We start from the raw sequence: 18,354 nt of genomic DNA, 5'->3' as shown, positions 1-18,354 counted from the left end.
CGACCAGGCATAGGCTTAGACGGCCTCGTTGGACTCGTCCTCGAAGGCAGCAAAAAGCGGTTCGTCTTCAACGATTTCGGCTTCGGCGATCGCGGCATAGTCGATCAGGCCTTCCGCGATTTCACGCAGGGCCACGACGGTAGGCTTGTCGTTTTCCCAGGCTACTTTCGGCTCTTTGCCGCCGGTGGCCAGTTGACGGGCACGCTTGGTAGAGAGCATGACCAGCTCAAAGCGGTTATCCACGTGTTCTAGGCAGTCTTCAACGGTTACGCGGGCCATGGTATTCCTCGGAGCGAATGCAAGATGCGCGCTGCCCGGTTGGGCGAGCGGACTCAACAGTTTAAAAAATCACCAGCGATTAGGGAAGCGCTGATTTTTTGACCAGGCCCTTCGACGCGCTGCAAGTGCCAATGTAAAGCGCTTGCAGCTGTTTTGGGAAGTGCTGTTTAGTCGAGTAATTCAGCCAAAAGTTTGCCGTGACGTTGCTGCTGGCGCTTCTGATTGAGCTGATTGGCACGGAAAATCGCCTGCAAATCCTGCAGGGCGTGGGCGAAATCGTCGTTGATGATCAGGTAGTCGTAGTCGACGTAGTGGCTCATCTCGCTGACGGCTTCGCGCATCCGGCCGTCGATGATCTCGTCGCTGTCCTGGCCGCGGTGGGTCAGGCGCTGGTGCAAGGCCTGCAGGGACGGCGGCAGGATGAAGATCGACCGGGCCTGCGGCATCAGCTTGCGCACTTGTTCGGCGCCCTGCCAGTCGATTTCCAGGATCAGGTCGTGACCTTCGTCCAGGGTCTGCTGCAGGGTGCTTTGCGAGGTGCCGTAGAGGTTGCCGAACACTTCGGCGCGCTCCAGGAAGTCGCCGTGTTCGATCATCTTCACGAACTCGCCGCGTTCGACGAAATGGTAGTTCACGCCGTTCACTTCACCGGGACGCATGGCGCGGGTGGTGTGGGAAACCGAAACGCGGATCTCCGGATCCGCGTCGGTCAGGGCCTTGACCAGGCTGCTTTTGCCCGCGCCCGAAGGGGCGGAAACGATGTACAGGGTGCCGGTGATGTGGGTCATGTCGGGGTTGCCTTACTCAATATTCTGCACTTGTTCGCGCATCTGCTCGATCAACACCTTGAGGTTGACCGCAGCCTGGGTGCTGCGCGGGTCGAAGGCCTTGGAGCCCAGTGTGTTGGCTTCGCGGTTGAGCTCCTGCATCAGGAAGTCCAGGCGCCGTCCGGCCGCGCCGCCGGATTTGAGCACTCGGCGAACTTCGATGATGTGGGTGCTCAGGCGATCCAGTTCTTCGGCGACGTCGCTCTTCTGAGCGAGCATGACCATTTCCTGCTCCAGGCGCTGCGGGTCCATCTCGGCTTTCATGTCGGTGAAGCGGTCGAGGACTTTCTGGCGCTGGGTGGCGAGCATCTGCGGGACCAGCTCGCGCAAGGTCACCACATCTTCCTCAATGGCCGTCAGGCGCTCGTTGATCAGCCGCGCCAGCTCCGCGCCTTCGCGCTCGCGGCCGGCCTTGAGTTCCTTCAGGCCTTCATTGAACAGCGCCAGTGCCTCGGCGTTCAGGGCTTGAGGGTCGCTCGCATCGCCGACCAGCACCCCTGGCCAGGCCAGTACTTCCAGTGGATTGAGGGCGGCCGGGTTCTTGATCAGGCCGGCGATGGTCTCGGCCGCCGCCACCAGTTGCGCAGCGCGCTCGCGGTCTACCTGCAAGGGCTTGCCGGTGCTCTCCTCGGTGAAGCGCAGGGTGCATTCCAGCTTGCCGCGCGAAATGGCCTGGCGCAGTGCTTCGCGGGCGGCGCCTTCGAGGTCGCGAAAGGTTTCGGGCAGGCGCAGGTGGGGTTCCAGGTAGCGGCTGTTGACCGAGCGCAGTTCCCAGCTCAGGGTGCCCTGGGCGCCGGCTTTTTCGACGCGGGCGAAGGCGGTCATGCTGTGCACCATGGAGGTACCTCGCAATTCGGATTTGCTTTACCAAAGGTTTCGCGCAATCCGGTATCTGTGAATTAAAGCCGACAGGCAGCAAAGGCGCAGGATTGTAGCGCAGTGGGGCGGATGCGCCCAAACGCCGGGCGCGACAAACCGCTGCAGGGTGTCGGTAAAGTGCGGTTGCGGGCTCAAGTCCGGGCCTTCAATCGTCGGACGGATTTTTTAGAAGTGCCCAGGCTCGGTGCACGGCTCTATAATGCTCGGCAGTTTTCCGTCCCCCGTACAGGTATTCCCTATGAAACGTCCAAGTGGTCGCGCTGCCGATCAGCTCCGCTCGATCCGCATTACCCGCAACTACACCAAACACGCCGAGGGATCTGTACTGGTCGAGTTCGGTGATACCAAGGTGATCTGCACCGTCAGCGTCGAAAACGGCGTGCCGCGTTTCCTCAAGGGTCAGGGCCAGGGCTGGTTGACCGCCGAGTACGGCATGCTGCCGCGCGCCACGGGCGAGCGTAACCAGCGTGAGGCCAGCCGTGGCAAGCAAGGCGGCCGTACCCTCGAGATCCAGCGCCTGATCGGCCGTTCGCTGCGGGCTGCCCTGGACATGTCCAAGCTGGGCGATGTCACCCTGTACGTCGACTGCGATGTCATCCAGGCGGATGGCGGCACCCGTACCGCGTCCATCACTGGCGCCATGGTCGCGCTGGTCGACGCCTTGAAAGTGATCAAGAAGCGCGGTGGCCTGAAGGGCGGCGACCCGCTCAAGCAAATGATCGGTGCCGTGTCCGTCGGCATGTACCAGGGTGAAGCGGTGCTCGACCTGGACTATCTTGAAGATTCGGCGGCCGAGACCGACCTGAACGTTGTGATGACCAGCACGGGTGGCTTCATCGAGGTTCAGGGCACTGCTGAAGGCGCGCCGTTCCAGCCGGAAGACCTGAACGCGATGCTGGAGCTGGCGAAAAAGGGCATGACCGAGATCTTCGAACTGCAGAAGGCCGCCTTGGCCGACTGACCGGACCGCCCAGACAAGGAGGGCATCATGAGTGAAGAGCAAGAGCTGCTACCGACCCCGAGCAAGGAGGCCCGGCAGTGGGCAATGTTCTGTCACCTGTCCGCCTTGCTGGGGATCTGGATTCCCTTCGGCACGCTGATCGGCCCGCTGATTCTGTGGCAGATGAAGCGCGAATCGGACCCGTTCGTCGATGCGCAGGGCAAGGAGGCGCTGAATTTTCAGATCACCGTCGCCATCGCTTCCGCCATCTGTTTCCTGCTGATGGTGGTGATCATCGGTTTCTTCCTGTTTGGCTTGATCGCCATTGGCGCGCTGGTGCTGACGATCATTGCCGGGGTGAAGGCCAATGAGGGGTTGCCTTACCGGTATCCGTTCACCTGGCGGTTGATCAAATAACGACCTTTCCCTGTATCTGTAGGAGCGAGCATGCTCGCGATGGATGCAAGGGTGCCGCGGGGATACCTGAGGCCCCGCGTTATCGTTAACGACCATCGCGAGCATGCTGCTCCTACAGAGGGGCAAAAAGCAGGCACAAAAAAGCCGACAGTCATGTCGGCTTTTTTGCGTCCAGCAACCGCTTAGATAGTCAGCGTCCAGTCGTAGTCCACGATCAGTGGCGCGTGCTGCGAGAACCGTGGCTGACGTGGCAGGCGTGCGCTTCTGACGAAGCGACGCAGGCCCGGCGTCAGGATCTGGTAGTCGAAGCGCCAGCCAAGGTTGAGCATCTCGGCCTGTTCGTTGTCCGGCCACCAGCTGTACTGGTCGCCCTCGCGACTGACTTCGCGCAGGGCATCGACATACCCCATGTTGCCGACAATCTCGTCCATCCAGGCACGCTCAGGTGCCAGGAAGCCCGGGGATTGCTGGCTGTCACGCCAGTTCTTGATATCCAGCTTCTGTTGCGCCACGTACAGCGAGCCACAATAAATGTACTCGCGCCGCTTGCGCCGCTGTTTATCCAGATAACGGCCGAAGTCGTCCATTAGCTTGAACTTCTGGTTCAAGTCTTCATCGCCGTTCTGCCCCGAAGGGAGCAGCAAGGTCGCGATGCTGACCTTGTCGAAATCGGCTTGCAGGTAGCGCCCGTAGCGGTCGGCTGTCTCGAAGCCGAGACCGCTGATGACTGCCTTCGGCTGCAACCGCGAATACAAAGCCACGCCACCCTGGGCAGGAACTTCGGCTTCGCAGGCATAAAGGAAGTAGCCATCCAGTTGGAAGGCTGGATCGTCCAGTTCAAAGGCGGAGGCGCGGGTGTCCTGCAGGCAGATGACGTCGGCATTCTGTGCTTGCAGCCAACTGAGCAAACCTCGCTCGACTGCAGCCTGAATACCATTGACGTTCACACTGATGATCCGCATAAATGGCCCCAAAAATCGCGTGCGTGTATGATACACGGCGTCAACCTATTTAGCTAAATCCGTGGTATTTGGGGTTTTTTTCATGCAGGCGTATCAGCGCGATTTCATTCGTTTTGCCATCGATCGCGGCGTTTTGCGCTTCGGTGAGTTCACCCTGAAGTCCGGGCGCACCAGTCCGTATTTCTTCAATGCGGGCCTGTTCAATTCCGGTTCGGCCCTGGCGCAGCTGGGGCGTTTCTATGCGGCGGCCATCGTTGAGAGCGGCCTTTCGTTCGACGTTTTGTTTGGCCCGGCCTACAAGGGCATTCCGTTGGCCGCCGCCACCGCAGTCGCCCTGGCCGAACACCATGACCGTGATGTGCCGTGGTGCTTCAACCGCAAGGAAGCCAAGGCCCACGGCGAAGGCGGCAGCCTGGTCGGCGCGCCGTTGACCGGCGACGTGCTGATCATCGACGACGTGATCACCGCCGGCACCGCCATCCGTGAGGTGATGCAGATCATCGCCTCCCAGGAGGGCGCGAGGGCCAAGGGCGTGCTGATCGCCCTGAACCGCCAGGAGCGTGGCAACGGTGAGCTGTCGGCGATCCAGGAGGTCGAGCGTGATTTCGGCATTCCGGTGGTCAGCATCGTGTCGCTGAATCAGGTGCTGGAATTCCTGGCGGACGATCCGCAACTCAAGCAACACCTGCCGGCCGTGGAAGCGTATCGCGCGCAGTTCGGCGTCTGATACCCGACAACTGTAGGAGCGAGCATGCTCGCTCCTACAGGAAAGGTTGCTGGCAAAAAAAGACCCCGCCCGGCCAGGCCGAGCGGGGTCTTTTTGTATCTGCCAGCCCTTACGGACGCTTGCGATTGCTGATCAGCGTGCCCACACCGGTATCGGTGAAGATCTCCAGCAGGATTGCATTCGGCACGCGTCCGTCGATGATCAGCGAGCTGCCCACGCCGCCCTGGACCGCTTCCAGCGCGCAGCGGATCTTGGGCAACATGCCGCCGTAGATGGTGCCGTCGGCGATCAGGGCGTCGACCTGCTGGGTGCTCAGGCCGGTCAGCACCTTGCCTTCCTTGTCCATCAGGCCGGCGATGTTGGTCAGCAGCATCAGCTTCTCGGCTTTCAGGGCCTCGGCTACCTTACCCGCCACCAGGTCGGCGTTGATGTTGTACGACTCACCGTTGGCGCCCACGCCGATCGGCGCGATGACCGGAATGAAATCGCCCTTGACCAGCAGGTTCAGCAGATCGGTGTTGATCCCGACGACTTCGCCAACGTGGCCGATGTCGATGATTTCCGGTTGGGTCATCTCCGGCGTCTGACGGGTGACGGTCAGTTTCTTCGCGCGAATCAGCTCGGCGTCTTTACCGGTCAGGCCAATGGCGCTGCCGCCATGACGGTTGATCAGGTTGACGATGTCCTTGTTGACCTGGCCGCCGAGGACCATTTCCACCACGTCCATGGTGGCGGCGTCGGTGACGCGCATGCCATCGACAAAATGGCTCTCGATCGACAGGCGCTTGAGCAGGTCGCCGATTTGCGGGCCGCCACCGTGAACCACCACCGGGTTGATGCCCACGGCTTTCATCAGCACGATGTCGCGGGCGAAGCCGGTTTTCAGCTCCTCGCTCTCCATCGCGTTGCCGCCGTATTTGATCACCAGCGTCTTGCCGACATAGCGGCGAATGTAAGGCAGCGCTTCGGACAGGACCTTGGCGGTGTTGGCGGCGGCTTCGCGTTCGAGGGTCATTCAGGGCTCCGGGTGAATCAGAACGGTAGTTGGAGATCAGGTGCAACACGCTTCAACTGGACGCGGAAGACGTCCTTGATGCGTTGCAATTCAGCCTCGTCATCGGCCTCGAAGCGCAGCACCAGCACCGGCGTGGTGTTGGAGGCGCGAACCAGGCCCCAGCCTTTGGCATAGTCGACTCGCACGCCGTCGATGGTGGTCAGGTCGGCGCCTGCGCCCCACTGAGCGTCGTGCAATGCATCAATGATGCTGAATTTGCTCTCTTCGGTCACATGGATATTGATTTCCGGCGTAGAAATATCGTTCGGGAAGGTCGCGAACAGTTCCTCGGCGGTGGATTTTTCCTTGCTCAGGATCTCCAGCAGCCGGGCGGCGCTGTAAATGCCGTCGTCGAAACCGAACCAGCGCTCCTTGAAGAAGATGTGCCCGCTCATTTCACCGGCCAACAAGGCACCGGATTGTTTCATTTTCTTTTTGATCAACGAATGACCGGTCTTCCACATTAGCGGCCGACCACCGTATTCCTTGATCAGCGGCGTCAGTCGACGGGTGCATTTGACGTCGAAGATGATTTCCGCGTCCGGGTTGCGTGCCACCACGTCGCGGGCGAACAGCATCAACAGGCGGTCCGGGTAGACGATGCTGCCGGTGTTGGTCACCACGCCGACGCGATCGCCGTCGCCGTCGAAGGCCAGGCCGAGGTCGGCGTTGGTTTCCTTGACCTTGTTGATCAAGTCCACGAGGTTCTCGGGTTTGCCCGGGTCCGGGTGGTGGTTGGGGAAGTTGCCGTCGACTTCGCAGAACAGCGGGATGACTTCGCAGTTCAGCGCCTCGATCAGTTGCGGGGCGATCACGCCGGCCGCACCGTTGCCGCAGTCGACCACGACTTTGAGGCGGCGGGCCAGTTTGACGTCCTGGACGATTTCGGTGTTGTAGCGGTCGAGGATTTCGACCTGGGTGACGCTGCCAATACCGCTGGTCAGGTTGTTGGTCTTGAGGCGCTCGTGCAGGGCCTGAATCTGTTCGTTGGCCAGGGTGTCGCCGGCAATGACGATCTTGAAGCCGTTGTAGTTCGACGGGTTGTGGCTACCGGTGAGCATGACGCCGGATTTGCCGGCCAGCACGTTGGCGGCGTAATAGAGCGCGGGGGTGGGTACCAGGCCAACGTCGCTGACGTGGCAACCGGCTTCGGCCAGGCCCTTGATCAATTGCGCCACCAGCTCCGGGCCGGACAGGCGGCCATCGCGACCCACGGATACGTTTGGCTCACCCTGGGCCAGGCTCTGTGCGCCAATGGCACGGCCGAGCCAGTAGGCGGTTTCAGCGTTGAGGAATTCCGGGACGGTGCCCCGGATGTCATAGGCGCGGAAAATGCTGTCGGGGAACGCAGGGGCGACTTGGGCGGGGGTGTTCATCGGTAGGGATGCTCCATCTCGAAAGTGGCTGGACCCTGGCGCAAAAAGCTCGCCAGCAGGCTCAAACTGAAGGGTATGACGGCGTTTTGCGCAGAGAGTTCGTGGCATGAAAAGGCCATGCCACCTGCATCGGCCCGGAGCGGGCCGGCCAATCGCCTGTTTTCAAACAGTTAACTCTTGAGATGCCGGGCTCGATATTTCGCGGCCTGGAACCTGTGGGAGCGAGCCTGCTCGCGATAGCGGTCAATCGCCAACAGATTGGCTGACTGCACCGACGTCATCGCGAGCAGGCTCGCTCCCATAGGGTTGAATCAAGCGATCAGTGGCGGCCGGAATGGCCGAAGCCGCCGGTGCCGCGTTCCGTCTCAACGAATTCTTCGACCATCTCGAAATGTGCCTGGACGACGGGGACCAGCACCAGCTGGGCCAGGCGCTCGCCGACCACGATGTTGAAATCGTTCTGGCCACGGTTCCAGCAAGACACCATCAACGGACCCTGGTAGTCGGAGTCGATCAGGCCGACCAGGTTGCCCAGTACGATGCCATGCTTATGGCCCATGCCGGAGCGCGGCAGAATCAGTGCGGCCAGGCCCGGGTCGCCGATGTAGACGGACAGGCCGGTCGGGATCAGCAGGGTTTCGCCTGGCTTGATGACGGTGTCCTTGTCCAGCATGGCGCGCAGGTCGAGGCCGGCGGAGCCTGGCGTGGCGTACTGGGGCAGCGGGAATTCGCTGCCGATGCGTGGGTCGAGGATCTTGGCTTGCAAAGCGTGCATTCGATTAAACCTGGTTCAGACGTTCGGCGATAAAGGTGATCAGCTGGCGAGCGATTTTGCTCTTGCTGGTCTGGGCGAAAAGTGTGGCGTGCAACTGGCGGTCGATCACGCTGCAGGCGTTCTCTTCGCTGTTGAAGCCAATGCTCGGGTTGGCGACGTCGTTGGCGACGATCAAATCGAGGTTCTTGTCTTTCAACTTGCGTGCAGCGTAGTCGAGCAGGTGTTCGGTTTCGGCGGCGAAACCGACACTGAACGGACGGTCGGGGCGTGTGGCGATGGTGGCCAGGATATCCGGGTTGCGCACCATCTGTAGCAACAGGCCGTCTCCGTTCGTAGGGTCTTTCTTGAGTTTTTGCGGGGCGACCACTTCCGGGCGGTAGTCCGCCACGGCGGCCGAGGCGATGAACAGGTCGCAAGGGATCGCGGCTTCGCAGGCGGCGAGCATGTCGCGGGCACTGACCACGTCAATACGCGTGACGCGATCCGGGGTCGGCAGGTGTACCGGGCCGGTGATCAAGGTGACGCGGGCGCCCGCTTCCACGGCGGCTTCGGCCAGGGCAAAGCCCATTTTTCCGGAGCTGTGGTTGGTGATGTAGCGCACCGGGTCGATGTTTTCCTGGGTCGGACCGGCGGTGATCAGCACGTGTTTGCCGGTCAGTGCCTGGCGTTTGAAGCAGTCGGCCGCGCACTGGGCGAGCTCGACGGCCTCGAGCATGCGCCCCAGCCCCACGTCGCCGCAGGCCTGGCTCCCGGAGGCCGGACCGAAGGCCTTGATGTCGCGGCTTTCGAGGGTTTGCAGGTTGGCCTGGGTCGCGGGGTCGCGCCACATGGCCTGGTTCATCGCCGGGGCGATGGCGACCACGGCATCGGTGGCCAGCACCAGCGTGGTCAGCAGGTCGTCGGCGACGCCTTGTGCCAGACGGGCGATCAGGTCGGCGGTGGCGGGGGCGATCAGCACCATGTCGGCCCACTTGGCGAGCTCGATGTGGCCCATGGCCGCTTCGGCTGCGGGGTCCAGCAGGTCCAGGTGAACCGGGTGCCCGGACAGCGCCTGCATGGTCAGCGGGGTGATGAACTCGCTGCCGCCACGGGTCATGACCACGCGCACTTCGGCACCCTGGTCGATCAGGCGGCGAACCAGGTCGGCACTCTTGTAGGCAGCAATGCCGCCGCCGACGCCCAGAACGATGCGTTTCCGATACAGCCGCTGCATAGGTCTGCCTTTCATTTCGTGGATGACTGCGTGGCGATACCCCCTCCCCAGGAATGAAATCGCCCGCAAAAAAGATGGGCTAAGATATCACAGCGACCGCTACGGAACAGCGGAGCCCACAGACCAGGGAGGTGTTATGAGTATTCGCAATTGGCCGGCGGCGGAGCGGCCACGGGAGAGGTTGCTGGCGCTGGGCTCGGCCAGCCTTTCGGATGCCGAGCTGCTGGCGATTTTCATCCGCACCGGCGTGTCCGGCACAAGCGCGGTGGATCTGGCGCGCCACTTGTTGAGTCAATTTGGCAGCCTGCGTTCGCTGCTGGAAGCCGATCAAACAACATTCAGCAAACATTTGGGCCTCGGCCCGGCAAAGTTCGCCCAGTTGCAGGCGATACTGGAAATGGGCCGGCGCCATCTGGCCGAGCGCGCGCGGCACAAGCCGGCGCTGGAAAATCCCCAGGCCGTGCGTGATTATCTGAAGTCGATGCTGCGCCACGAGCCACACGAAGTGTTTGGCTGTCTGTTCCTGGATTCGAAGCATCAAGTGCTGACGTTCGAGGCCTTGTTTCGCGGCTCCATCGACAGCACGAGCGTTCATCCCAGGCAGGTGGTCAAGCGCGCCCTGGCTCACAACGCCGCTGCGTTGATCCTGTGTCACAACCATCCCTCAGGCAACACCAACCCCAGCCAGGCCGACCGCGCGCTCACCAAGCGTCTGCGAGAGGCTTTGGAGTTGATCGATGTGCGGGTGCTCGACCATTTCATCATCGGCGATGGCGAGCCGCTGTCGATGGCGGAGTATGGGTGGATGTAGGAGGAGTAGGTGAACCTTGTAGGAGCGAGCATGCTCGCGATGGACGTCAACGATAACGCTGGGAACCTGATACCCCGAGGCGTTCTTCCGACCATCGCGAGCATGCTCGCTCCTACAGGGGGGGCGGTTACTTGAGCGTCACCTTCGAATAATCCTGGCGACCAAACGGGCTGACCGAATACCCGGTGACGTCCTTGCGCGTCAGGGCGGAGGCGGTCGGGTGGGCCAGTGGCAGCCAAAGCGCCTGCTGCTGGATCTGCGCCTGGGCCTGTTCATACAGCTTGGTGCGCACGCCTTGCTCCCCGGTGGTCTTGCCGGCGCTGATCAGCTTGTCCAGGTCCTGGTTGCAATAGCGGGCGAAGTTGGTGCCGGACTTGACCGCCGCGCAGGAAAACTGTGGCGTGAGGAAGTTGTCCGGGTCGCCGTTGTCGCCAGCCCAACCCATGAACAGCAGGTCGTGTTCACCGGCCTTGGCGCGGCGAATCAGCTCGCCCCACTCGATCACACGAATTTCGGCCTGGACGCCGATTTCCGCGAGGTCCGATTGCAGCATCTGGGCCCCGAGGCTCGGGTTCGGATTGAGCAGGCTGCCTGACGGGCGCGTCCAGATGGTGGTCTGGAAGCCGTCCTTGAGGCCGGCCTTGGCCATCAATGCCTTGGCCTTGTCGACGTCATGGGCGTAGCCCGGCAGGTTCTTCGCGTAGCTCCAGGTGTTGGGTGGGTAGGGACCGTTGGCCGCTTCGGCGGTGTCTTCAAACACGGCCTTGAGGTAGTTGGCCTTGTCGAACGCGAGGTTGATGGCCTGACGCACCTCGGGTTTGTCCAGCGGCGGGTGCTGGCTGTTGATGCCGACGAACGCGGTCATGAAGGCGTCAGTCTTTTCAACTTTCAAGGTCGGTTCTTTCAGCGCGGCCTGCACGTCCAGTGGCTTGGGTGACAGGGCGATCTGGCATTCGTTGCGTCGCAATTTTTGCAGGCGTACGTTGGCGTCCGGCGTGATGGCGAAAACCAGAGGGTCCACCGACGGTTTTCCGCCAAAGTAGTCCGGGTTGGCTTTGTAGCGAACCGAGGCATCCTTCTGGAAGCGCGTGAACACGAACGGCCCGGTGCCGATCGGCTGGCTGTTGAGTTTCTCGGGGGTGCCGGCCTTCATCAGCCGGTCGGCGTATTCGGCAGAATAAATCGAGGCGAAGCCCATGCTCAGGGTCGCCAGGAACGTCGAATCTGCATGGTCGAGTGTGAAGCGCACGGTCAAGAGGTCCAGCGCATCGATTTTCTTGATCAGCGTCGGCAACTGCATTGATTGTGCGTGCGGGAAGCCGCTCTGCGCGACTTTATGCCAGGGGTTGGCCGGGTCGAGCATGCGATCGAAGCTGAACTTCACGTCCTCGGCCGTCAGCTCGCGGGTCGGGCTGAAGTACTCGGTGCGGTGAAATTTCACCTGCGGATGCAGCTTGAACACGTAGGTCAGGCCGTCGGGGGAGACTTCCCAGCTGTCCGCCAGGGCGGCAACCACCTTGCCGCTGGCGGTGTCGAAGTCCACCAGGCGGTTCATCAGCACGTCGGCCGAGGCGTTGGTGGTTGTCAGCGAGTTGTATTGCACCACGTCGAACCCTTCCGGGCTGGCCTCGGTGCACACGCTCAGGGCGGCGGCATGGGCCAATGGGCTCAGCAGGAGCGGGGCAAGCAACAGCGGTAGGGCAGCAAGGCGCATGGTCGGATTCCTTTACAGATCGAAGGCCCATCTGCAAGTGCAGTCTGGAAAAGGCCTACCCTAGTGGGCTCGTTTGCAAATGACTATCCCCTTTTTCATTTTAAGAGGACGATGTGCGCTGGTTTTCTTCGGCGCTGAGTAGGGAAAACCCCTGGCTGGCGTGTAGGACGATTCTCGGCGACGAGCGGTTGCCAGCGTCGACAGCCTTTATTCAAGGCACTCGGCGCCCGAAAATCAGGGTTTTTATTGATTCAGCGCACAGCGAATGTTGTTGCTCTCCAGTCTTTCTGGTATAAAGCAGCGCTCTTTTCTAGGGGCCCGGTTCCTTCACTGTAGGTGTAGCCGGTAAGACCTCTAAAGAATCGCGGCGCCTGGCGCCACAATGACTAGAGATTAAGCGGCCAACCCATGCCGGGTTGGGCATGTGGTTTTAGAGGGCTGAGGCATGTCTAGAGTATGTCAAGTTACCGGTAAGGGTCCGGTGACTGGGAATAACATTTCCCACGCAAACAACAAAACCCGTCGTCGTTTCCTGCCGAACCTGCAGCATCACCGCTTCTGGGTTGAAGAAGAGAAACGTTTCGTGCGTCTGCGCGTATCTGCCAAAGGCATGCGTATCATCGACAAGCGCGGCATCACTGTCGTTCTGGCCGAACTGCGCAAAGCTGGCAAGGTTTAAGGGAGCTAATCATGCGTGAATTGATTCGTTTGATCTCGAGCGCCGGTACTGGTCACTTCTACACTACCGACAAGAACAAGCGCACTACCCCGGACAAAATCGAGATCAAGAAATTTGATCCGGTTGTTCGCAAGCACGTGATCTACAAGGAAGGCAAAATCAAGTAATTGATTTTTCCCGACTTACGAAAAAGGCCCGTATCGCGAGATACGGGCCTTTTTTGTTATCGCTACTCCGGTCACGAGCTAATCAGCAAAAGTTTAACCACACGAAATTTCAGTAATTTTCATGTCTGCATCAGTAACGATTCGCAGGCGATCAGGTACAAATTCTTGCGTATCGGGGTTGATCGCAACCCTGGTCGTGCCTGCTTCCCCGCGTGCCTGCTGCACAATCGCCGGTGTCAGATATTGGCCGATAAGGTAGCTGGCCTGTTGCGCATTGCATTGTTGCGGTTGCTCGGCATGCGCCTGCATCAAAGTCAGTGCAAGGGTGAGGCTTGCCAGAAAACCGCTGGTGAGGACTGTGTTCATGAATATTCGCTTCCTTGTGTACGATGAGGTTTGGCGCCTTTTTCAGGCGCCAGGCCAGCATCGGCAAAGGTTAGCGAAGGCGTGCGGTAACTATTTATCGCGAGTCTCAAAAGGCTTCTGTTCGAACGCCACATAAATCTTGCGGCACGGCTCCAATACTTCCCAGGTGCCCCTGAACCCGGCCGGAATGACGAAGCGATCACCGGCACGCACGGTCTTGCTGTTGCCGTCGTTGTCGCGCAGCACTGAGACACCCTGAACGATTTCGCAGTATTCATGTTCGGTGAAGTTCACCAGCCACTGGCCCACGGCACCTTCCCACACACCGGCATTCAACTGGCCGCAGGGGCTGTTGTAGTGGTTGTACACCACTTGCTCGGGGTCGCCCTTGAGCACCTTGGCCTGGTCCGGCCGGTAGCGCTCGGGCTCGGTGTTGGTCTGGCTGAAGTCGACGATGTTCTGGATGCTCATTGTTGTAATCCCCCGTGATTGCGGCGCGAGTGGCTGGAAGGTCCAAAGTCTATGTTTATTAAATTGAACACCGCAAGGCCGTTTGCCGACCTTATGTCAAATATATTGAAACAAACCCGGTCACTGGTTTAGGGTGGCGGTTGCGCCGGGCCAATTGCAGGTTGGCCGGGCAGAAAGGCTGGGGACGTCCGCGACAAACGCGGAGCGCTCGTATTCTAAAAGAGGAGGACACTCGAATGACCACCCTGACTCGTGCCGATTGGGAGCAGCGTGCTCGCGATCTGAAGATCGAAGGCCGCGCATTCATCAATGGCGAATACACCGATGCGGTCTCCGGCGAGACCTTCGAGTGCATCAGCCCGGTCGATGGCCGTCTGCTGGGCAAGATTGCCAGCTGTGACGCCGCCGACGCCCAGCGTGCCGTGGAAAACGCGCGCGCCACGTTCAACGCCGGCGCCTGGTCGCGTCTGGCGCCGACCAAGCGCAAAGCCACCATGATTCGTTTCGCCGGCCTGCTCAAGCAGCATGCCGAAGAGCTGGCCCTGCTTGAAACTCTGGACATGGGCAAGCCGATCAGCGATTCCCTGTACATCGACGTTCCCGGCGCGGCGCAAGCCCTGAGCTGGAGCGGTGAAGCCATCGACAAGATCTACGACGAAGTCGCCGCGACTCCGCACGATCAATTGGGCCTGGTGACCCGTGAGCCGGTCGGCGTGGTCGGCGCCATCGTACCGTGGAACTTCCCGCTGATGATGGCCTGCTGGAAGCTGGGCCCGGCGCTGTCGACCGGTAACTCGGTGGTCCTCAAGCCGTCTGAAAAATCACCACTGACAGCCATCCGCATCGCGGCCCTGGCCATCGAAGCCGGCATCCCGAAAGGCGTGCTGAACGTGCTGCCAGGCTACGGCCACACCGTCGGCAAGGCGCTGGGCCTGCACAACGACGTCGACACCCTGGTGTTCACCGGTTCGACCAAGATTGCCAAGCAGTTGCTGGTGTACTCCGGCGAGTCGAACATGAAGCGTGTCTGGCTCGAAGCCGGCGGCAAGAGCCCGAACATCGTGTTCGCCGATGCCCCGGACCTGCAAGCCGCCGCCGAAGCCGCGGCCGGTGCGATCGCCTTCAACCAGGGCGAAGTCTGCACCGCCGGTTCGCGCCTGCTGGTCGAGCGTTCGATCAAGGACAAATTCCTGCCACTGGTGATCGAGGCACTGAAAACCTGGAAACCGGGCAACCCGCTGGACCCGGCGACCAACGTCGGTGCGCTGGTCGATACCCAGCAGATGAATACCGTGCTGTCCTACATCGAGTCCGGCCAGGCCGATGGCGCCAAGCTGGTCGCCGGCGGCAAGCGCACGCTTCAGGAAACCGGTGGTACCTACGTTGAGCCGACGATTTTCGACGGTGTCAGCAACGCGATGAAAATCGCCCAGGAAGAGATCTTTGGCCCGGTCCTGTCGGTCATCGCGTTCGATACCGCTGAGGAAGCCATCGCGATTGCCAACGACACGCCTTACGGTCTCGCGGCCGCCGTGTGGACGCAGGACATCTCGAAGGCGCACCTGACCGCTCGGGCATTGCGTGCCGGCAGCGTATGGGTCAACCAGTACGATGGCGGCGACATGACCGCGCCGTTCGGCGGCTTCAAGCAGTCCGGCAACGGTCGTGACAAGTCGCTGCACGCGTTCGACAAGTACACCGAACTGAAGGCGACCTGGATCAAGTTGTAAGCCAGTGAAGAGGCCCTGGCGGGCCTTTGTGGGAGCGGGCTTGCTCGCGAATTCGGTGTGTCATTCAGCGATGATGTTGACTGACAGGCCGCATTCGCGAGCAAGCCCGCTCCCACATTTGCTTTGTGGCGCGTCAAACAATAAATATCCACAGGAGCGTGGAACATGCGTTGGGCGACTTATTTCGCCGTGTTGGCCTCTGTCTTGAGTGTTGGCCTGGCCCTGGGCGTCAGCATGCCGCTGGTGTCGTTTCGCCTGGAAGGCTGGGGCTACGGTTCGTTCGCCATTGGCGTAATGGCCGCGATGCCGGCGATTGGCGTGCTGTTGGGGGCGAAAATCTCCAGTCATCTGGCGGCGCGCTTCGGCACCGCCAACCTGATGCGTCTGTGCCTGTGGGCCGGGGCGTTTTCCATCGGGTTGCTGGCCTTGTTGCCGAGTTACCCGGTGTGGCTGCTGCTGCGCCTGATGATCGGCGTGATCCTCACTCTGGTGTTCATCCTCGGCGAGAGCTGGATCAACCAGTTGGTGGTCGAGCAATGGCGCGGACGCCTGGTTGCGCTGTATGGCAGCAGCTATGCCCTGAGCCAGTTGGCCGGCCCGCTGCTGCTGGGGGTGCTGGGTACCGAGCATGATTACGGATTCTGGGTCGGCGTCGGTCTGCTCATGGCCGCGCCATTTCTGCTCCTGGGCCGCAGCGGGGCACCCAGCAGCGAAGCCTGCAGCGTGACGTTCGGTGACTTGTGGGGGTTCTGCCGGGGGTTGCCGGCGATTGCCTGGGGTGTGTCGCTGTTCGCCGCGTTCGAGGCGATGATCCTGACCTTGCTGCCGGTCTACTGCCTGCGCCAGGGCTTCACCACCGAAATCGCCCTGGCGATGGTCAGTACCGTGGTGGTCGGGGATGCCTTGCTGCAATTGCCGATTGGCGCGCTGGCGGATCGCCTGTCGCGGCGCAGCTTGTTCATCGGGTGCGCCGTGGTGCTGCTGATCTCCAGCCTGGCCATCCCGTTGCTGCTCAATACATTGCTGATCTGGCCGTTGTGGGTGTTGTTCGGCGCCAGTGCCGGCGGGTTGTTCACCTTGTCGCTGATCCTGATCGGCGAACGGTATCGCGACGATGCGCTGGTGCGGGCCAACGCGCACATCGCGCAGTTGTGGGGGATCGGTTGCCTGATCGGGCCGCTGGTCGCCGGGGCGGGCAGCCAGTGGGTCAGCGGCCATGCGTTGCCGTTGTTCATGGCGGCGGGGGCGTTCGGGTTGGTGATTTTGCTGACGCGTCAGGGGGCGTTCGGCACGGTGGCCGAGCCGGCGTGAGCCTGGCGTGTTCCCCTCTCTGCGGGAGCGAGCATGCTCGCTCCTACGGAAGAGCTGCGTTGATCGTGAGGGCTACAACATCTTCTCCAACCCGACCGCATCGCTCATCCATGCATTGAGTCGGCGCCAGAAGCTCCCCGGTTCCTTGGTCAACGTGTGCATCTGGCCGTTATCTTCGGTGACCCAGACGATCCGCTCGTTTTCCAGTTTCACTTGGTAGCTCAGCGGTGGGGCCATCCCTTCCAGCGCTGCCCTGCGAACATGGGCCGCGAGTTCGGGGCTGTCGACCAGCACCCCGACCTCGGTGTTCCACAGCACCGAGCGCGGGTCGAAGTTGAATGAGCCGATGAAGGACTTCTGCTGGTCGAAGATCATCGCCTTGCTGTGCAGGCTGGAGTCGGAGCCGCGGAACGATTTGCTGTAGAAGATATGCGGTCCGCTACCGCCGCTGTCGCCGGGCTGGCGGCGCAATTCGTACAGCTTCACGCCGTGTTCCAGCAGGGCCCGGCGATAGGGCGCGTACCCGCCGTGCACCGCCGGTACGTCGGTGGCTTCCAGCGAGTTGGTCAGCAGGCTGACAGAGACCCCGGCATCGGCGCGCCCGGTGAGGTAGACCAGCCCCGGCTGCCCCGGCACGAAGTAGGCCGAGATCATGATCAACTCTTTGCTCACGCCCGTGAGTTCCGGTGCGAGCTGCGTGGTGAGCAGCAGGTGCGGGTCAGGTTCACCTTCTGACAGCACTTTGCTCGGTGCGTCCCACAAGGCCTGGTTCCAGGCCCAGATCAGCTCCCGGCGCCAGAGGTCCAGGCGTGGCTGTGTGGTGTAGGTCATCAGCTGTTGATAGAGCGCGTGGTTCTGCTTGCGCGTCTCCTCCAGCGATTCTTCCAGGCGGGTACGGGTGTTCTGCAGGTCTTTCTGTGTCGGTTTGCTCGACAGGAACTCGTCGATCGGCTTGCTCAGCGCACTGTTCCAGTATTGGTCGAAGCTGTGGCCGAGCTGCTCGGCGACCGGCCCGACGCTCAGCATGTCGATGTCGGTGAAATTGAGGTTCGGTTGAGCGTCGAAATATTCATCGCCCAGGTTACGACCGCCCACGATGGCGGCGCTGTTGTCCGCCAGCCACAACTTGTTGTGCATGCGTCGGTGTTGCTGCGACAGGTTGAACAGCCGGCCCATGGCCCGCGTGACACCCGTTGCACGCCCCAGGTGCAGAGGGTTGAACAGGCGGATCTGGATCTGCGGATGGGCAGCGAGCGTGGCGATGATCCAGTCCAGGCCGTCACTGGTGGTGTCGTCGAGCAGGATCCTGACACGCACGCCGCGATCGGCTGCCTTGAGCAATTCGTCCACCAGCATTCGGGTGCTGACCCCGTCGTGGACGATGTAGTACTGCAAATCGAGGCTGCTTTGGGCGTTGCGGATCAGTTCGGCGCGGGCCATGAAGGCTTCGCCGCTGTTGGACAGCAGGCGAAACCCGGATTTGCCCTGGTGGGGCTCGGCCTGGGCCTGGATCGAGCGGCCGAAGGCCGAGCCGTTGGCCGGCAGCGCCTGGCTCGGTTGTCGTTGCGCATCGACGCTGGCGCAACCGCCCAGGAGCGAGGCAAGCAGTAGAAGAGCGAGCAGGGGCTGTCTGACTCTCACGTAGGATCGTTCCAC

Annotated in this window: 19 protein-coding genes and 1 pseudogene; 8 read left to right on the top strand and 12 right to left on the bottom strand. The window is 61.4% G+C overall.

All coding sequences use genetic code 11. The annotated features are described in order from the left end of the window. Nucleotides 1-15: 15 nt before the first annotated feature. The 3 genes from rpoZ to QIW53_RS11350 all read right to left on the bottom strand — a co-directional run bounded on the left by rpoZ (nt 16) and on the right by QIW53_RS11350 (nt 1,943). The gene (gene rpoZ, locus QIW53_RS11360; protein ID WP_007921129.1) at nt 16-279 is read right to left on the bottom strand and encodes a DNA-directed RNA polymerase subunit omega; all 264 of its coding nucleotides are present in this window, start codon (nt 277-279) and stop codon (nt 16-18) included. Between the two features lie 167 nt (nt 280-446). Continuing rightward, entirely contained in the window at nt 447-1,067 is a 621-nt protein-coding gene (gmk, locus tag QIW53_RS11355) for a guanylate kinase (RefSeq protein ID WP_371049728.1), read from the bottom strand. A gap of 12 nt (nt 1,068-1,079) precedes the next feature. After that, nucleotides 1,080-1,943, bottom strand: coding sequence for a YicC/YloC family endoribonuclease (locus QIW53_RS11350; RefSeq protein ID WP_371049727.1), 864 nt, complete (start codon nt 1,941-1,943; stop codon nt 1,080-1,082). Between the two features lie 280 nt (nt 1,944-2,223). On the opposite strand from QIW53_RS11350, the gene rph reads away from it, so the two are divergent. Both rph and QIW53_RS11340 read left to right on the top strand, forming a co-directional pair. Continuing rightward, nucleotides 2,224-2,946 (top strand): ribonuclease PH, encoded by a 723-nt coding sequence (gene rph / locus QIW53_RS11345; protein WP_371049726.1) that lies wholly within the window; start codon nt 2,224-2,226, stop codon nt 2,944-2,946. 27 nt (nt 2,947-2,973) lie between these two features. Further along, entirely contained in the window at nt 2,974-3,342 is a 369-nt protein-coding gene (locus QIW53_RS11340) for a DUF4870 domain-containing protein (RefSeq protein ID WP_371049725.1), read from the top strand. Between the two features lie 182 nt (nt 3,343-3,524). Here QIW53_RS11340 and QIW53_RS11335 read toward each other — a convergent pair whose 3' ends face one another. Then, nucleotides 3,525-4,304, bottom strand: coding sequence for an exodeoxyribonuclease III (locus QIW53_RS11335; RefSeq protein WP_192307121.1), 780 nt, complete (start codon nt 4,302-4,304; stop codon nt 3,525-3,527). An 82-nt stretch (nt 4,305-4,386) separates the two neighbouring features. Here QIW53_RS11335 and pyrE point away from each other — a divergent pair, with 82 nt between their 5' ends. Continuing rightward, complete coding sequence (gene pyrE / locus QIW53_RS11330; protein ID WP_371049724.1) at nt 4,387-5,031, top strand: orotate phosphoribosyltransferase; 645 nt, start codon at nt 4,387-4,389, stop codon at nt 5,029-5,031. A 109-nt stretch (nt 5,032-5,140) separates the two neighbouring features. Here the strand turns inward: pyrE and argB are convergent, their stop codons facing one another. From argB to coaBC, 4 genes and pseudogenes are all read right to left on the bottom strand, one after another. Beyond that, nucleotides 5,141-6,046, bottom strand: coding sequence for an acetylglutamate kinase (argB, locus tag QIW53_RS11325; protein WP_192307119.1), 906 nt, complete (start codon nt 6,044-6,046; stop codon nt 5,141-5,143). Nucleotides 6,047-6,063: 17 nt separating this feature from the next. After that, a pseudogene (locus tag QIW53_RS11320) lies at nt 6,064-7,440 on the bottom strand (phosphomannomutase/phosphoglucomutase); the annotation flags it as partial. A 340-nt stretch (nt 7,441-7,780) separates the two neighbouring features. Further along, complete coding sequence (gene dut / locus QIW53_RS11315) at nt 7,781-8,236, bottom strand: dUTP diphosphatase (protein ID WP_371049723.1); 456 nt, start codon at nt 8,234-8,236, stop codon at nt 7,781-7,783. A gap of 4 nt (nt 8,237-8,240) precedes the next feature. Beyond that, nucleotides 8,241-9,449, bottom strand: coding sequence for a bifunctional phosphopantothenoylcysteine decarboxylase/phosphopantothenate--cysteine ligase CoaBC (gene coaBC, locus QIW53_RS11310; protein WP_371049722.1), 1,209 nt, complete (start codon nt 9,447-9,449; stop codon nt 8,241-8,243). Nucleotides 9,450-9,585: 136 nt separating this feature from the next. Here coaBC and radC point away from each other — a divergent pair, with 136 nt between their 5' ends. Continuing rightward, the gene (radC, locus tag QIW53_RS11305; protein ID WP_371049721.1) at nt 9,586-10,260 is read left to right on the top strand and encodes a RadC family protein; all 675 of its coding nucleotides are present in this window, start codon (nt 9,586-9,588) and stop codon (nt 10,258-10,260) included. A 127-nt stretch (nt 10,261-10,387) separates the two neighbouring features. On the opposite strand, the gene QIW53_RS11300 is transcribed toward radC, so the two are convergent. Next, nucleotides 10,388-11,974 (bottom strand): ABC transporter substrate-binding protein, encoded by a 1,587-nt coding sequence (locus QIW53_RS11300; RefSeq protein WP_371049720.1) that lies wholly within the window; start codon nt 11,972-11,974, stop codon nt 10,388-10,390. Nucleotides 11,975-12,419: 445 nt separating this feature from the next. On the opposite strand from QIW53_RS11300, the gene rpmB reads away from it, so the two are divergent. Both rpmB and rpmG read left to right on the top strand, forming a co-directional pair. Next, a complete protein-coding gene (gene rpmB / locus QIW53_RS11295) occupies nt 12,420-12,653 on the top strand; it encodes a 50S ribosomal protein L28 (RefSeq protein WP_224541973.1) in 234 nt (77 codons plus the stop codon). A gap of 11 nt (nt 12,654-12,664) precedes the next feature. Then, on the top strand, nt 12,665-12,820 hold the full coding sequence (gene rpmG / locus QIW53_RS11290) for a 50S ribosomal protein L33 (RefSeq protein ID WP_007894709.1): 156 nt from the start codon (nt 12,665-12,667) through the stop codon (nt 12,818-12,820). Nucleotides 12,821-12,913: 93 nt separating this feature from the next. Here the strand turns inward: rpmG and QIW53_RS11285 are convergent, their stop codons facing one another. Further along, a complete protein-coding gene (locus QIW53_RS11285) occupies nt 12,914-13,186 on the bottom strand; it encodes an I78 family peptidase inhibitor (protein ID WP_371049719.1) in 273 nt (90 codons plus the stop codon). Nucleotides 13,187-13,276: 90 nt separating this feature from the next. Further along, nucleotides 13,277-13,657 carry a cupin domain-containing protein gene (locus QIW53_RS11280; RefSeq protein WP_371049718.1) on the bottom strand — a complete coding sequence of 127 codons (381 nt, stop codon included), beginning with the start codon at nt 13,655-13,657 and terminating at the stop codon, nt 13,277-13,279. A 236-nt stretch (nt 13,658-13,893) separates the two neighbouring features. Here QIW53_RS11280 and QIW53_RS11275 point away from each other — a divergent pair, with 236 nt between their 5' ends. Further along, a complete protein-coding gene (locus QIW53_RS11275; RefSeq protein WP_371049717.1) occupies nt 13,894-15,387 on the top strand; it encodes an aldehyde dehydrogenase in 1,494 nt (497 codons plus the stop codon). Nucleotides 15,388-15,552: 165 nt separating this feature from the next. After that, nucleotides 15,553-16,698, top strand: coding sequence for an MFS transporter (locus QIW53_RS11270; RefSeq protein WP_371049716.1), 1,146 nt, complete (start codon nt 15,553-15,555; stop codon nt 16,696-16,698). A gap of 72 nt (nt 16,699-16,770) precedes the next feature. Here the strand turns inward: QIW53_RS11270 and QIW53_RS11265 are convergent, their stop codons facing one another. After that, entirely contained in the window at nt 16,771-18,339 is a 1,569-nt protein-coding gene (locus QIW53_RS11265; protein ID WP_371049715.1) for a phospholipase D family protein, read from the bottom strand. Between the last annotated feature and the right edge of the window lie 15 nt (nt 18,340-18,354).

The organism is Pseudomonas fluorescens (genome assembly GCF_041354075.1).
GTDB classification, from domain to species: Bacteria; Pseudomonadota; Gammaproteobacteria; order Pseudomonadales; family Pseudomonadaceae; genus Aquipseudomonas; species Aquipseudomonas fluorescens_CE.
Note: the sequence above shows the minus strand (reverse complement) of the source record. Positions and strands in the feature narration are given on the sequence as shown.

Excerpts from the sequence above, each read along its gene's own strand:
- rpoZ (WP_007921129.1), bottom strand. The coding sequence starts at position 279 with ATGGCCCGCGTAACCGTTGAAGACTGCCTAGAACACGTGGATAACCGC.
- gmk (WP_371049728.1), bottom strand. The coding sequence starts at position 1,067 with ATGACCCACATCACCGGCACCCTGTACATCGTTTCCGCCCCTTCGGGC.
- QIW53_RS11350 (WP_371049727.1), bottom strand. The coding sequence starts at position 1,943 with ATGGTGCACAGCATGACCGCCTTCGCCCGCGTCGAAAAAGCCGGCGCC.
- rph (WP_371049726.1), top strand. The coding sequence starts at position 2,224 with ATGAAACGTCCAAGTGGTCGCGCTGCCGATCAGCTCCGCTCGATCCGC.
- QIW53_RS11340 (WP_371049725.1), top strand. The coding sequence starts at position 2,974 with ATGAGTGAAGAGCAAGAGCTGCTACCGACCCCGAGCAAGGAGGCCCGG.
- QIW53_RS11335 (WP_192307121.1), bottom strand. The coding sequence starts at position 4,304 with ATGCGGATCATCAGTGTGAACGTCAATGGTATTCAGGCTGCAGTCGAG.
- pyrE (WP_371049724.1), top strand. The coding sequence starts at position 4,387 with ATGCAGGCGTATCAGCGCGATTTCATTCGTTTTGCCATCGATCGCGGC.
- argB (WP_192307119.1), bottom strand. The coding sequence starts at position 6,046 with ATGACCCTCGAACGCGAAGCCGCCGCCAACACCGCCAAGGTCCTGTCC.
- dut (WP_371049723.1), bottom strand. The coding sequence starts at position 8,236 with ATGCACGCTTTGCAAGCCAAGATCCTCGACCCACGCATCGGCAGCGAA.
- coaBC (WP_371049722.1), bottom strand. The coding sequence starts at position 9,449 with ATGCAGCGGCTGTATCGGAAACGCATCGTTCTGGGCGTCGGCGGCGGC.
- radC (WP_371049721.1), top strand. The coding sequence starts at position 9,586 with ATGAGTATTCGCAATTGGCCGGCGGCGGAGCGGCCACGGGAGAGGTTG.
- QIW53_RS11300 (WP_371049720.1), bottom strand. The coding sequence starts at position 11,974 with ATGCGCCTTGCTGCCCTACCGCTGTTGCTTGCCCCGCTCCTGCTGAGC.
- rpmB (WP_224541973.1), top strand. The coding sequence starts at position 12,420 with ATGTCTAGAGTATGTCAAGTTACCGGTAAGGGTCCGGTGACTGGGAAT.
- rpmG (WP_007894709.1), top strand. The coding sequence starts at position 12,665 with ATGCGTGAATTGATTCGTTTGATCTCGAGCGCCGGTACTGGTCACTTC.
- QIW53_RS11285 (WP_371049719.1), bottom strand. The coding sequence starts at position 13,186 with ATGAACACAGTCCTCACCAGCGGTTTTCTGGCAAGCCTCACCCTTGCA.
- QIW53_RS11280 (WP_371049718.1), bottom strand. The coding sequence starts at position 13,657 with ATGAGCATCCAGAACATCGTCGACTTCAGCCAGACCAACACCGAGCCC.
- QIW53_RS11275 (WP_371049717.1), top strand. The coding sequence starts at position 13,894 with ATGACCACCCTGACTCGTGCCGATTGGGAGCAGCGTGCTCGCGATCTG.
- QIW53_RS11270 (WP_371049716.1), top strand. The coding sequence starts at position 15,553 with ATGCGTTGGGCGACTTATTTCGCCGTGTTGGCCTCTGTCTTGAGTGTT.